Below are 13,337 nucleotides of genomic sequence, written 5' to 3' on the forward strand. Positions count from 1 at the left end.
TCAGGGCGCGATCAGCGCCCACAGGCCGTCCGGGCCTGCGTGCAATGCCATGTCGGTGAGCAGGTCGTCCCAGTGCCGCATCGAGCCGAACTCCGAGCGCCAGGCCAACGCCGCCCGGGTGAAGACGTGTAGCCGGTGCTCGCTCGTGGTGCCGATGGCGCCGAGCACCTGATGGGCGTTGCGCACCACCACCGACGTCGCATGGCCGGCGCACGAACGGGCCGATGCGACAAGGAATTCCAGATTCGGCGCCGACCAGTCCGAGGCGATTGCGGCCGACAGCGCCGCCTCGGTGGCCGACCGTGCGAGCGCGGCCTCGCACGCGATGTCGGAGATCAGGTGCTGCACGGCCTGGAACTTCGACAGCGTTCGCCCGAACTGCTCACGCGTCGTCGCGTGCTCGATCGACAGCTCGAGCGCCCGATCCAGCGCCGCACAGATCTGGACGGCGCGGATCAGCGCCGCCTTGAGCCGCAACGTCGCGATCTGCCCGGCGGTGACGGTGGCGCCGGACAGGATGGCCAGGTCGGCGACGACGGTGTCGCGCGGCTCACCGATCATGTTGGCGCCGGCGGTGATCGAAAGGCCTGCGGGGTCGAGGTCGGCGACGACATGGTCGTCGCCGCGCTGCCACACCGCGACCACCCGTTGTGCGCTCGACGCCCACGGCACGCCGGCGGCCCGGCCCTGCGCGTCGAGCAGGCACACGGTGCGCCGTGCGCTGTCGGCCGGAACCCCCGCGGTGTCGAGCAGCCAGCAGGCCAGCAGATCGTGTTCGGCCAGCGGGATCCGGGCGCCGTGGCGCGCCGCGGCGGACACGAGCTCGGCGGCCTCGAGCCATCCGGCGCCGCTGCCGCCGGCGTCTTCGGCGCCGGTGAGCCGGACCAGACCCAGATCGTCGAGCCTGCTCCACAGGTCGGCGTCCTGGCCGTGCTCGGCGAACACGGCGTCCATCATGTCGGCGAGCGCGGGCTCGATGTGGGGGGCGCTCATCGCATCCCCAGCCCGCGGGCGATCACGCCGCGCAGCACCTCATTGGTCCCGCCGCGGATCGTGAATCCGGGCCGCTGATCCACCGCGGCTGCCGCCAGCTCCGCGAAGGCGGTTGTGTGATCGCTTGCCAGATGGGCGAATTCGGCGATGTCGCCCTCAGTCGTGGTGCCCAGCACCTTGACGACGGCGGCGGGAACCTCCGCGGGTTCGTGACGCTGCAGCGCATCGGCCACCGCTGACGACATCTGGTGCAGCCCGGCGAGCCTGCCCACCAGCCGGCCCAGATCCGCGTCCCGCGGCAGTTGTTCGGCAGCCATCGCGTCGGCGGCCGCCTGCAGCAGCATGAACGTCGACAGCACCCGCTCCGGACCGCTGCGCTCGAAGGCCAGTTCCGACGTCACCTGCCGCCATCCGTCGCCGATCTCACCGAATACCATGTCGTCGGGCACGAAGACGTCGTCGAGGATCACCTCGTTGAAGTGGTGCGCCCCGTTCATCGACCGGATCGGCCGGATCTCGACGCCCGGGCCGCGCAGGTCGACGATGAACTGGCTCAGACCGGCATGCCGGTGCGCGGGGTCGACCGGCGCGGTGCGGACCAGCGCGATGAACGCGTGCGCCAGATGGGCGCCGGACGTCCAGACCTTCGCCCCGGTGAGCCGCCACCCGCCGTCGACCTGCTCGGCCCGGCTACGCACGCTCGCGAGATCGGATCCGGAGTCCGGCTCGCTCATGCCGATGCCGAAATAGCATTCTCCGGCAACGATTCTGGGCAGGAAGTGCCGCCTCTGCGCCTCGGTGCCGTACTTGAGCAGCGACGGCACGATCTGCCGGTCGGCGATCCAGTGCGCGGCCACCGGGGCGCCTGCGGCGAGCAGTTCCTCGGTGACGACGAACCGTTCGAGGAAGGAGCGGCCGTGCCCGCCGTAGTCGACGGGCACCGTCATGCCCAGCCATCCGCGGGCGGCCAGTGCCGCGGTGAACGCTTCGTCCCAGCCGGACAGCCACGCGTCGACCGACGGAGTGAAGGCGCCTGCGGCGCGTTGGTCGGCGAGCCACCGGCGGACCTCGGCGCGCAGCTCGTCGCGGCTCGACGGGTCGGTGCCGGATCGGGGTACCAGGCGGGGGAGCGCCATCAGTCTCCTACGGGTTCTTCGGTGTCCTCGGGAACGGCGTCGGGCGCTTCGTCGGCGAGGGCGTCTGCCGGCAGTGTCAGGGCGATGCCCAGCGCGAGGACGAACACCACCGACAGCGTGCCACCGAGGTAGTGGTTCATCGGGCCGCCGGGGGAGATGAAGCTGCCGGGCGGTCCGATCAGCGTGATCGTCTCGATGAGCTGCTCGACGGTGAACACCGCGGCGATGATCCCGAGCCAGCGCGGCAGCCGCCCTTCGTTGGCGCTCAACAGAATCGGGGCGGCCACGGCGATGTTGGCGATGGTGGCCACCGGCAGCCACAAGGCGCCGACGTCCTCGATGGCGCGTGCGGTCCCGGTGGTCGCCTGGCCGGGTCGCAGCGACGGACCGCCGGCGAACCAGATCGCGACGCAGAGCTGGGCGACCAGCAGCGCGGAGCCGATCGTGAACAGGTGCCCGGGTGGTCCGGTGAGCCGGTCGCGGGCGATGGCCAGCACGACGACGAGCGCCAGCGTGGCGAAGGTCAGCAGCAGAGCCTGGACGCGGGTGACGGCGGGATCGGAGCCGGGCAGCGCGTGCAGGAAGACCACGGCCGTGGCGTACAGCACCGCGAACGCTGCGCCGGCGATCATCGGGGCTCGACCGTTCATATGCGGTCATGCTATCCCGCTGTCCACAGAGCCGAGTTCATCCACAGACCGCGTCGCCGGGGCCGTCGCCGCACCGTCGCCGTCGGCCCGGGTGCTTACCGTCGCCGTATGTCGACCGAACTGCCCGCTGAGCGCCTCCTGCGCCGTCTGGGCACCGACGGTGCCCGCGATGGTCAGGCCGCCGCCGCAGACGACGACGAGGCGTCCGAGACCTCGCTGTCGCGCTGGCTCCCCGAGCCCGGGCCGGGGCGCTCCGCGGCCTGGCTGTCGCGGATCCGCGGCGATCCCGGCAGGGCGGGTGTCCTCGCGCTGGGCGTCGTCGGTCTCATCGCCGTACTGGTGACCGTGGTGAGCCTGGTGCGGGACCGGCCGCCGGCGGTCGTCTCCGCGAAGCTCCCGCCGGTGGAGATGGTGTCATCGGCGGCACCGGCGCCCTCGGGGGCGCCCACGCAGGCTGGACCCGTGATCGTCAGCGTGGTCGGGCTGGTGCACCGCCCCGGTCTTGTCACCCTCGAGCCGGGGGCGAGAATCGCCGATGCCCTGGAGGCCGCAGGCGGGCCGGTGGACGGCGCCGATGTCGTGGGTCTGAACATGGCCCGCCGGGTCGCCGACGGTGAGCAGATCGTCGTCGGCATCGGGGCGGCGCCGGGTCAGCCCACGCAGATGGGTAGCTCGGTGGTGTCCGGCTCGGCGCAGTCGCCCGGCCCGCCGACGGGCGAAACAGTTTCGGGTGCAACAGATGTCGTGGACCTGAACGCCGCAACCGTGGAGCAGCTCGACACACTGCCGGGCATCGGGCCGGTGACGGCGGCCGCGATCGTGGCGTGGCGCGACGCCAACGGGCGGTTCACCAGTGTCGACCAACTCGGCGACGTGGACGGGATCGGACCGGCGCGACTGGACAAGCTGCGCACCCTGGTGGCCGTGGGATGACCGACCTGCGGTTGGTGCCCGCGGCGTTGACGGCGTGGGCGGTGACCGCGGCAGGGATCCTGTGGGCGTTCCCGGGTGTGCTGGCAGCGCTGGCCGGCGGGATCGCCGCGACCGTCGGGTCGGGGTGGTGGGCGGGCAGGCACCGTACCCGGGGTACCGACCGCCGCGCGCTGCTCGGTGCCACGGCGGCGGTCGCGCTGGTCGGGGTCGGATTCGCGGTGGCGGTCTGCCTGCGGGTCGACCAGGTGCGCGACCATCCGGTGTCGAGCTACGCCGGGTCGGCGACCGCGGTCGTCGTGACGCCCGACGAGACACCGCGCGTGCTCGCCGGCGGACGGGTGATGTTCCGTGCGACGCTGGCGCGCCTCGAGGGCCTGCCGTCGTCGGGCTCGGTGCTGGTGTTCGCCTCCGGTGCCGACTACGCGGGGCTGCAGGCCGGCCGGCCCGCGGCGTTCCGGGCGCACGTCCGCCCGCCCACCCGCCGCGACCTGACCGTGGCGGTGCTGTCCGCGACCGGCCGGCCGCGGCTCGGGGAGGCGGCGCTGATCCACCGCGCCGCACATCACGTGCGGGCGGAGTTCGCGGACGCGGTGCGCCTGGTGCTGCCCGCCGGGCAGGCCGCGCTGCTGCCCGCGCTCGTACTCGGCGACACGTCGGCGGTGCCGGCCCAGGTCACCAGGGAGTTCCGGGTCGCCGGGCTGACGCACCTGACCGCGGTGTCGGGGGCCAACGTGACGATCGTGTGCGGGGCCGTGCTGCTCACCGCCGCGCTGATCGGGCCACGCGCCGCGGTCGTGCTCGCCGCGCTGACGCTCGCGGGTTTCGTCGTCGTGGTACAGCCGTCGGCCAGCGTGCTGCGGGCCGCGGTGATGGGGGCGATCACGCTGCTGGCCGTGCTGACCCACCGGCGCCGTCAAGCGCTCCCGGCGCTGGCAGCCGCGGTCGTCGCGCTGATGATCGGCGCCCCCGAGCTCGCCGTCGACGTCGGGTTCGCGCTCTCGGTGTCGGCCACCGCCGGGCTGGTGATCGTCGCGCCCGTGTGGTCGCGGCGCCTGAACGGCAGGGGCTGGCCTCGCCCGCTGGCCGACGCGGTCAGTGTCGCGCTGGCCGCGCAGCTGGTCACCGCCCCGCTGGTAGCGGGGGTGTCGGGCTCGGTGAGCCTCGTCTCGATAGTGGCCAACGTCCTCGTCGCGCCGGTGATCCCGCCGATCACGCTGGTGGGTACCGCCTCTGCGGCGCTGGGTCCGCTGTGGCCCGCCGGTGCGCAGCTACTCATCCGCTTCACCGGCCCGGAAGTGTGGTGGCTGACCACCGTCGCGCGCTGGGCCGCCGCGATGCCCGCGGCGTCGGTTCCGGTGCCGTCGGGTCTGGCCGGCGTGGGGATCGTCGCCGCCGTTGCGGTTCTGGTCGCGGTGGTCTGGCATTGGGCGCTGTCGGGTCGGCGTGACACCATCGTGCGGTGAGCACCGGTCTGCACCTCATCCTCGGTGACGAGGAGTTGCTCGTCGAACGCGCTGTGGCAGCGATCCTCCGGCAGGCGCGCGCGTCAGCAGGCACCGCCGACGTTCCCGTCGACCGCCTGCGGGCCGGTGAGGTAAGCGTCAGCGAGCTCGCCGAGTTGCTCAGCCCGTCCCTGTTCGCCGACGAACGCGTGGTGGTGCTCGAATCGGCCGCCGAAGCCGGCAAGGACGCGGTCGCCGTCATCGAGAACGCCGCGGCCGACCTTCCCGAGGGAACACTGCTGGCCGTCGTGCACTCCGGCGGGGGCCGCGCCAAGGCGCTGGCCGACCGGCTCAAGAAGCTCGATGCCGAGGTCCATCCGTGTGCCCGCATCACCAAGGCGGCCGAGCGCGCCGACTTCGTCCGCAAGGAGTTCCGTGCGCTGAAGATCAAGGCCGACGAGGACACCGTCACCGCGGTGATCAACGCGATCGGCTCGGATCTGCGGGAGCTCGCGTCGGCGTGCTCGCAGCTGGTCGCCGACACCGGCGGCGCGGTCGACGCGGTCGCGGTGCGCCGGTATCACTCCGGCAAGGCGGAGGTGAAGGGCTTCGACATCGCCGACAAGGCGGTCGTGGGCGATGTGGCGGGGGCCGCCGAGGCGTTGCGATGGGCGATGATGGCCGGCGAACCGCACGTGGTGCTGGCCGACGCGCTCGCCGAGGCCGTGCACACGATCGCGCGGGTGGCGCCGCTGTCCGGGGATCCCTATCGCCTGGCCGGAGAGCTCGGGATGCCGCCGTGGCGCGTCCAGAAGGCGCAGAAGCAGGCGCGACGGTGGTCGCGTGATTCGGTGGCCGAGGCGCTGCGCCTGGTCGCGGCGCTCAACGCCGACGTCAAGGGCGCGGCGGCGGACGCCGACTACGCGTTGGAGAGCGCGGTACGAAAGGTGGCGTCGCTGGTCGGCGACTGAGGGGCGCTCAGATCCTGTTGAACGCCTTGGCCAGCGCCGACTTGCGGTTGGCGGCCTGATTCTTGTGGATGACACCCTTGCTGGCGGCCTTGTCCAGCTTGCGGTTGGTGGTGAGCAGCAGCTCGCCCGCCTTGTCCTTGTCGCCGGAATCGACGGCTGCACGGAAACCACGGACAGCCGTGTGAAGCGACGACTTCACCGACTTGTTGCGCAGTCTGCGGCGCTCGTTGGTGCGGTTCCGCTTCTCCTGCGACTTGATGTTGGCCACGCGTGTATTCCTTCGACAATCTCGGCTGGATGGGTTGAGTCTGTGGGCGCCCTGTAGGGGGCAGCGACTGTTCAGGTTAGCAGCGAGCGGGTAAATCGACCAAAGCGGAGCCCACTGGCCTGCCGAAACTGCCGGAATGTTGCAGCATGGCATGCGTGCGCGCCGCGCACGCATGCGTACGGGAGGAGCACGAGACCTTTGCCGACAGAAACCGCACGAACCACGCGCAGCACCGCGAAGGCGGTCAAGCGCCACCAGGGGATCTTCGGGGGGTACAACAGGCTCGGCACGTACGCCCAGGCGTTCGATGAGATGTTCGATGCGCACGGCAGCGTCCGCGGGCCCTACAAGAGCATCCACTCCGAGCTCGCCCCGTCGGATGTCGCCGACCTCGAGGCTCGCGCCGACGCCCTGGGTCGGGCGTTCATCGACCAGGGCATCACCTTCTCGCTGTCCGGTCAGGAACGGCCGTTCCCGTTGGATCTGGTGCCGCGCGTCATCTCGGCCGCCGAGTGGACGCGGCTGGAACGCGGGATCCGGCAGCGCGTGCAGGCACTGGAGATGTACCTCCACGACATCTACGGCGAGCAGGAGATCCTGCGCGACGGTGTCATCCCGCGCCGGCTGGTCACGTCCTGCGAGCATTTCCACCGAGAGGCGGTCGGCATCGTCCCGCCCAACGGGGTACGCATCCACGTCGCCGGTATCGACCTGATCCGCGACGCCCAGGGCAACTTCCGGGTGCTGGAGGACAACCTGCGTTCCCCGTCGGGGGTGTCCTATGTGATGGAGAACCGGCGCACCATGGCCCGGGTCTTCCCGAACCTGTTCGCCACCCACCGGGTGCGCGCGGTCGCGGACTACCCGTCGCACCTGTTAAGGGCACTGCGCAACGCCGCGGCCAACAACGTCGCCGACCCGACCGTGGTGGTCCTCACCCCGGGCGTCTACAACTCCGCCTACTTCGAGCACTCGCTGCTGGCCCGGCAGATGGGCGTGGAACTCGTCGAGGGCCGCGACCTGTTCTGCCGCGACAACACCGTGTACATGCGCACCACCGAGGGGGAGCGTCAGGTCGACGTGGTCTACCGCCGCATCGACGACGACTTCCTGGATCCGATGCAGTTCAAACCGGATTCGGTGCTCGGGGTGGCCGGCATCCTCAACGCCGCGCGCGCCGGCAACGTGGTGATCTCCAGCGCCGTCGGCAACGGGGTCGGCGACGACAAGCTCGTCTACACCTACGTGCCCACGATCATCGAGTACTACCTCGGCGAGAAACCGCTGTTGGCCAACGTCGACACCTTCCGCTGCTGGCTCGGCGAGGAGCGCGAAGAGGTCCTCGACCGGGTCGACGAACTCGTCATCAAACCGGTGGAGGGTTCCGGCGGGTACGGCATCGTGTTCGGGCCAGACGCGTCGCCCAAGGAGCTGGCGACCATCACCAAGAAGATCAACGCCGATCCGCGCGGATGGATCGCCCAGCCGGTCGTGCAGCTCTCGACGGTGCCGACCCAGATCGGTGACGAGCTGGCGCCCCGCCACGTCGACCTGCGTCCGTTCGCGGTCAACGACGGCGACGACGTCTGGGTGCTGCCCGGTGGGCTCACCCGGGTGGCGCTGCCGGAAGGCTCGCTGGTGGTCAACTCGAGTCAGGGTGGCGGGTCGAAGGACACGTGGGTGCTGGCCTCGCGCACCTCGGTGGCCGATCGCGAGCTCGGCGCCGCGGAGGTGGTGCGTTCGCTGCCCAAGGCCGCCGCGAGTAAGAACGGCAGCCGCACCGCCAAGGCGGAGGCGGCCACCCTCGATCAGCAACAGCAGCAGCAGCAGTAGGGGGCGTTCGACGATGCTGGCGAGAAACGCGGAATCGCTCTACTGGATCGGGCGCTACGTCGAGCGTGCCGACGACACGGCCCGGATCCTCGACGTCACGGTGCATCAGCTGCTCGAGGACTCGAGCGTGGATCCCGACCAGGCGTCGCGCACGCTGCTGCGGGTGCTGGGCATCGACCCTCCCGACGAGTACCTCGACGTGTGGTCGTTGACCGACATCGTGGCGTTCAGCCGCGAGACCTACGGTGCGTGTTCGATCGTCGAGGCCATCTCCGCGGCGCGCGAGAATGCCCGCGGTGCACGCGAAGTCACCTCCACCGAGATCTGGGAGTGCCTCAACACCACGTACAACGCACTGCCCGAGCGGGAACGGGCCGCCAAACGCCTCGGCCCGCACGAGTTCCTGTCCTTCGTGGAGGGTCGCGCGGCGATGTTCGCCGGACTGGCCGACTCGACACTCTCGCGGGACGACGGCTACCGCTTCATGGTCCTGGGCCGCGCGCTGGAGCGGGTGGACATGACGGTGCGCCTGCTGCTGTCCCGTGTGGGCGACAGCGCGTCGTCGCCGGCCTGGGTCACGCTGCTGCGCTCGGCCGGTGCCCACGACACCTATCTGCGGACCTACCGCGGTGTCCTCGATGCCGGCCGGGTGGTCGAGTTCATGTTGCTGGACCGGCTCTTCCCGCGGTCGATCTTCTATTCGCTCAAGCTCGCCGAACACAGCCTCGACGAGCTGATGAACCGGCCGCACGGTCGCCTCGGTGCGACCGCGGAGGCGCAGCGGCTGTTGGGCCGCGCCCGCAGCGAGCTGGAGTTCCTCCGGCCGGGGGTGTTGCTCGAAACTCTGGAGACACGGCTGGCCTCGCTGCAGACGACGGTCTTCGACGTGGGAGAGTCGTTGGCGCTGCAGTACTTCCACTCCGCTCCGTGGGTCGCCTGGACCGATGCGGGACGCAATGCGTTGGTGATCGAAGAAGGGGAGATCTAGTCGATGAGCGCTTGCGCGAAGAGGAGAACCTGATGTGGCGGATGCGCGTGGTGCACGCGACGGGATACGCCTACAAGTCGCCGGTCACCGCGTCGTTCAACGAGGCCCGGTTGACCCCGCGCTCGGACTCGCGCCAGAACGTCATCCTCAACCGTGTCGAGACGGTCCCGGCAACCCGGTCCTACCGCTACGTCGACTACTGGGGCACGGCGGTCACGGCGTTCGACCTGCACGCGCCGCACACGGAGTTGGAGGTGACGGCGTCCTCGGTGGTCGAGACCGATCGGCCAGAGGCGCCCAAGGAGAAGGCCTCGTGGGCGGACCTGGCCGGCGCAGCGGTGATCGACCGGTACGACGAGGTGCTCGCGCCGACCCACTACGTCCCGTCGAGCAAACGCATCGAGCGGGTGGGCCGTCGCATCGCGAAGTACCACGACCCCGCCGAGGCCGTCATCGAGGCGGCGCGCTGGGTGCAGGGTGAGCTGCAGTATGTCCCCGGCACCACCGGTGTGCACACCTCCGGGGTGGACGCCCTTCGCGAGGGCAAGGGAGTGTGCCAGGACTTCGCACATCTGACGCTGATGTTGTTGCGTGGCATGGGAATTCCGTCCCGCTACGTGTCGGGTTACCTGCACCCGAAGCGCAACGCGAAGATCGGTGACACCATCGACGGGCAGAGCCACGCGTGGATCCAGGCGTGGACGGGCGAGTGGTGGCACTACGATCCCACCAACGACGCCGAGATCAACGAGCAGTACATCAGCGTCGGTGTGGGACGGGACTATTCGGACGTGACGCCGCTCAAGGGCATCTACTCCGGGGAGGGGTCCACCGATCTCGACGTCGTCGTCGAGATCACCCGGCTGGCTTGACGCACACCCCCGGGTGGACCTCGACGCGGTGCAGGTCGTCGCCGAGCTCGATCTGGCGGTCGAATGCCGTTGCCGCCAGCGCCCGCCAGTCCTCCTCCTGGCCGGGCACCAGCGCGGGGACATAGTGCGTCAGGATCAGGATGCCGACCCCGGCCCGCGCGGCGGTCTCGGCTGCCTGCTGCACCGACGAGTGGTAGTCGCAGATGTCGCGGATGCGTTGCATCGGCATCGGGTCGATCAGGTCCTTGCGGATCACCGTGTGCACCAGTGCGCCTGCGCCGGAAGCCAATTCATCCAGCGTCGGGCACGGGACGGTGTCTCCGGCCAACACCACGGACGCCCCGTTGTGTTCGACCCGGAACCCGATGGTGGGCGCCACCGGCCGGTGATCGGTCGGTGCGACCAGGATCCGGACGCCGTCGCGGCCCCACACCACCCCTTCGGTCACCTCTTCGACCTCGACCGGGGGAGGTGTCGTCAGGTCGGCATGGTGGGCGATGCGGTAGCCGATGTCGAATTGCAGTGCCTTGAGCGTGTTCTCGACCACCTCGGCGGTGCCGGGCGGCCCGATGATCGGCAGCGGGGTCAGCTCGGGCGCGAAATTGCCCACCCACCGGGTGATCAACACGTCGCCCAGATCGGTGATGTGGTCGCTGTGCAGATGCGTGAGCAGCAGCGCGGTCAGGTTGTTGGCGCTGACGCCGACCGCGGCGGCGCGTTGCAGCACGCCGCGGCCGCAGTCGACCAGGAATGTCTGCCCGCCGGCCCGCACCAGCGTCGAGGGCCCGGCGCGCTGCGGGTCCGGAATCGGGCTACCGGTGCCCAGTAGCGTCACTTCGATCATGGGACCCAGGTATACCGCGACCGGTGACCCCGCGCGGCCTAAACGGTGCCGGAGGCGGGCGTCCATCCCGGTGGCGGATCCTCGCCGGTGCGGCCGTCGACGGCCTCGCGCAGAAGGTCGGCGTGCCCGGTGTGCCTGCCGTACTCCTCGATCAGATCGCAGAGGAGACGGCGCAGGCTCGCGTGCCGGCCCTCGGGCCCGCTGATGTGCACCAGCTGGTCGAGCCCGCCCCGGGCCAGCGCGCTCTCCAGTCGGCATCGGGACCTTTGCACCGCGCCGTCCCAGTACGCGTACAGACGGTCGGGCGGGTCGCCCGCCGCGGAGGTGAACTCCCAGTCCTCGGGGACATCGTCGAGGCCGGCCCACTCCGGCTCCCACGGGGCGCCGACCGGTTCTCCGGTCAACTTGTCGGTGAAGAGCAGATCCTCGGCGAAAGCCAGGTGCTTGAGCAGACCGCCCAGTGTCAGCGCCGAAGCGCCGACGCGGGCCTGCAGTCCTGCGGCGTCGAGGCCGTCGGCCTTCCAGCGGAACGTCGTGCGCAGCCGCTCCAGCGCGCCGACCAGGTGCTCCAGTTCAGACCCCGCCAGCGGCGGTTCCCAGGGCGTGGCGGTCATCCCACCGGACTATAGGCGGCCAGCGGTTTTGATCTGCGACGATCCGTCCCGGCGTATTGTGGGCCGCATCACAAGGAGGTCGTGATGCGGATATCGGATGTGCTGCGCACCAAGGGGGCGTCCGTCGCGACGATCACCCCGGAGACGTCGGTGGCAGCCCTGCTCACGGAGCTGGCCGTGCACAACATCGGCGCGATGGTCGTCGTGTCGGCCGACGGACTGCAGGGGATCGTGTCCGAGCGCGACGTGGTGCGGGGACTGCACGAGGTCGGCGCCGATCTGCTGCGCCGCCCGGTGTCCGACATCATGACCACGCTGGTGGCGACGTGCTCCCCGGACGACTCGGTGGACAGCCTCAGCGTGCTGATGACGACGAACCGGGTGCGCCACGTTCCCGTCGTCGTCGACGGGCGGCTGCGCGGAATCGTCAGCATCGGCGACGTCGTCAAGACGCGGATGGAAGAGCTGGAGACCGAACAGCAGCGGCTGCAGGCCTACATCACCCAGGGATGACGGCTCGGCGCGCGAATGACATTTTCGCGCAACTACTTCCAGGTCGACGCGTAGAGTCCTGCGCGTGACAATCGATGTCGCCGCGGCCCGCCGACCGGACGTCAAGGCGCTGTCGCGGGTGCTCGGGCGGGCGTTCTTCGACGACCCGGTGATGATGTGGATGGTGCCCGACGACGCGCGGCGGGCCAAAGCGCTGCCCCGCATCTTCGCCGCCATGACGCGGCACCATTTCCTGGCGGGGGAGGCGGTGGAGGTGGCCACCCGCGCCGGCGAGGTCGGCGCCGCCGCACTGTGGGACCCGCCGGGACGGTGGAAGACGACCTCGCGGGAGGACCTCGCGATGATGCCGAGCTTCCTGCTGGCGATGCGCGGCGAGGCCAAGCGCGGCATGGAGGTCTCCGAGCTGATGAAGCGCCACCACCCCGAGGAGCCCCACTGGTATCTCGCCGTCATCGGCAGCGATCCCGACGTGCGGGGCGCTGGGTTCGGTCAGGCGCTGATGGCTTCCCGCCTGGCCCGCTGCGACGTCGAGGGCGCCCCGGCATACCTGGAGTCGACCAAGGAGTCGAACGTGGGCTACTACCTGCGGTTCGGGTTCGAGGTGACCGGCGAACTGACCATCCCGGGCGGCGGGCCGACGATGTGGCAGATGTGGCGCGCGCCGCACTGAGTCAGCTCCAGCTGTACTCGGCGCGCAGGCGGGCGGCGACGGCTTCGAAGGTGCCGCGTTCCAGGATCGCGCCCTCGCGCCGGATGCCCTCCTCGGGCACGTCGAGCACCCGGTCCAGGCGCACCCAGCTGGCCCGGCCGTCGTAATCCCAGGATCCCGAGCCGATGGCGACCCAGTTCGGGTCGTCGCGGTGATGGTCCTGGCTGGAGAGCGTCAGGCCTAGCAGCTTGCTGCGGTCACGCCCGACCACCAGCACCGGCCGGTCCTTGCCGCGGGTCGGATCGTCCTCGTAGACCACCCACGTCCACACGATCTCGCCCGGGTCGGCGCGGCCGTCCAGGTCAGGGGCGTAGGTCACCCTGCGCGCCCGGTGCGCGGTCGGGACGAAGGTGTTCGACACCGGCCGGCCAGCGGGCAGCGCGGACTGCGGCGTGGTGGAGGCGCCGGCGATCGCGTCCAGACCGATGCGGAGCCCCTGCGCGAGCCCGCGCTGCAGGGTCTCCGAGCGCTGGAGGTGCCGCACGAGCTTGGGAGCTTCGGAGAACACCAGCCTCTGGAACGTCTTGAAGGGCGAGGACGACGACGCCATAGCCGCCAAGTCTAGGCGTCG

The 13,337-nt window shown here is 70.6% G+C and carries 15 protein-coding genes; 8 read left to right on the forward strand and 7 right to left on the reverse strand.

Annotated features, from left to right (window positions below):
• The 3 genes from G6N45_RS14360 to G6N45_RS14370 are packed head-to-tail and all read right to left on the reverse strand — an operon-like array spanning position 1 to position 2,779.
• Positions 1-993: an acyl-CoA dehydrogenase family protein gene (locus G6N45_RS14360; protein WP_163722915.1), complete on the reverse strand. Its 993-nt coding sequence runs from the start codon at positions 991-993 to the stop codon at positions 1-3.
• Complete coding sequence (locus G6N45_RS14365; RefSeq protein WP_163722916.1) at positions 990-2,129, reverse strand: acyl-CoA dehydrogenase family protein; 1,140 nt, start codon at positions 2,127-2,129, stop codon at positions 990-992. The genes G6N45_RS14360 and G6N45_RS14365 overlap by 4 nt, the downstream gene beginning before the upstream one ends.
• Positions 2,129-2,779 (reverse strand): hypothetical protein, encoded by a 651-nt coding sequence (locus tag G6N45_RS14370; RefSeq protein WP_163722917.1) that lies wholly within the window; start codon positions 2,777-2,779, stop codon positions 2,129-2,131. Before G6N45_RS14370 ends, G6N45_RS14365 begins: the two co-directional genes overlap by 1 nt.
• A 108-nt stretch (positions 2,780-2,887) precedes the next feature.
• Between G6N45_RS14370 and G6N45_RS14375 the strand changes: the two genes are divergently transcribed.
• The 3 genes from G6N45_RS14375 to holA are packed head-to-tail and all read left to right on the forward strand — an operon-like array spanning position 2,888 to position 6,125.
• A complete protein-coding gene (locus tag G6N45_RS14375) occupies positions 2,888-3,712 on the forward strand; it encodes a ComEA family DNA-binding protein (protein WP_163722918.1) in 825 nt (274 codons plus the stop codon).
• Positions 3,709-5,175 (forward strand): ComEC/Rec2 family competence protein, encoded by a 1,467-nt coding sequence (locus G6N45_RS14380; protein WP_163722919.1) that lies wholly within the window; start codon positions 3,709-3,711, stop codon positions 5,173-5,175. Before G6N45_RS14375 ends, G6N45_RS14380 begins: the two co-directional genes overlap by 4 nt.
• Positions 5,172-6,125: a DNA polymerase III subunit delta gene (holA, locus tag G6N45_RS14385; RefSeq protein ID WP_163722920.1), complete on the forward strand. Its 954-nt coding sequence runs from the start codon at positions 5,172-5,174 to the stop codon at positions 6,123-6,125. The genes G6N45_RS14380 and holA overlap by 4 nt, the downstream gene beginning before the upstream one ends.
• 7 nt (positions 6,126-6,132) lie before the next feature.
• Here the strand turns inward: holA and rpsT are convergent, their stop codons facing one another.
• Positions 6,133-6,393, reverse strand: coding sequence for a 30S ribosomal protein S20 (gene rpsT / locus G6N45_RS14390; RefSeq protein ID WP_163722921.1), 261 nt, complete (start codon positions 6,391-6,393; stop codon positions 6,133-6,135).
• 198 nt (positions 6,394-6,591) lie between these two features.
• Between rpsT and G6N45_RS14395 the strand changes: the two genes are divergently transcribed.
• The 3 genes from G6N45_RS14395 to G6N45_RS14405 are packed head-to-tail and all read left to right on the forward strand — an operon-like array spanning position 6,592 to position 10,086.
• Positions 6,592-8,226 carry a circularly permuted type 2 ATP-grasp protein gene (locus tag G6N45_RS14395; protein ID WP_163722922.1) on the forward strand — a complete coding sequence of 545 codons (1,635 nt, stop codon included), beginning with the start codon at positions 6,592-6,594 and terminating at the stop codon, positions 8,224-8,226.
• 13 nt (positions 8,227-8,239) lie between these two features.
• Positions 8,240-9,214, forward strand: a complete 975-nt coding sequence (locus G6N45_RS14400) for an alpha-E domain-containing protein (protein ID WP_057148878.1) — start codon at positions 8,240-8,242, stop codon at positions 9,212-9,214.
• Positions 9,215-9,246: 32 nt separating this feature from the next.
• On the forward strand, positions 9,247-10,086 hold the full coding sequence (locus G6N45_RS14405) for a transglutaminase family protein (protein WP_057148879.1): 840 nt from the start codon (positions 9,247-9,249) through the stop codon (positions 10,084-10,086).
• On the opposite strand, the gene G6N45_RS14410 is transcribed toward G6N45_RS14405, so the two are convergent.
• Complete coding sequence (locus tag G6N45_RS14410) at positions 10,070-10,930, reverse strand: ribonuclease Z (RefSeq protein ID WP_163722923.1); 861 nt, start codon at positions 10,928-10,930, stop codon at positions 10,070-10,072. The genes G6N45_RS14405 and G6N45_RS14410 overlap by 17 nt on opposite strands.
• Positions 10,931-10,968: 38 nt before the next feature.
• Entirely contained in the window at positions 10,969-11,544 is a 576-nt protein-coding gene (locus tag G6N45_RS14415; protein ID WP_163722924.1) for a mycothiol transferase, read from the reverse strand.
• Positions 11,545-11,628: 84 nt separating this feature from the next.
• Between G6N45_RS14415 and G6N45_RS14420 the strand changes: the two genes are divergently transcribed.
• Together G6N45_RS14420 and G6N45_RS14425 are read left to right on the forward strand one after the other, a co-directional pair.
• Entirely contained in the window at positions 11,629-12,057 is a 429-nt protein-coding gene (locus tag G6N45_RS14420; RefSeq protein ID WP_057149008.1) for a CBS domain-containing protein, read from the forward strand.
• A gap of 64 nt (positions 12,058-12,121) precedes the next feature.
• Positions 12,122-12,727, forward strand: a complete 606-nt coding sequence (locus tag G6N45_RS14425; protein WP_163722925.1) for a GNAT family N-acetyltransferase — start codon at positions 12,122-12,124, stop codon at positions 12,725-12,727.
• A gap of 1 nt (position 12,728) precedes the next feature.
• Here the strand turns inward: G6N45_RS14425 and G6N45_RS14430 are convergent, their stop codons facing one another.
• Positions 12,729-13,316: a type II toxin-antitoxin system PemK/MazF family toxin gene (locus G6N45_RS14430; protein WP_163722926.1), complete on the reverse strand. Its 588-nt coding sequence runs from the start codon at positions 13,314-13,316 to the stop codon at positions 12,729-12,731.
• Between the last annotated feature and the right edge of the window lie 21 nt (positions 13,317-13,337).

The sequence above is a fragment of the Mycolicibacterium psychrotolerans genome, assembly GCF_010729305.1.
Lineage (GTDB): Bacteria > Actinomycetota > Actinomycetes > Mycobacteriales > Mycobacteriaceae > Mycobacterium > Mycobacterium psychrotolerans.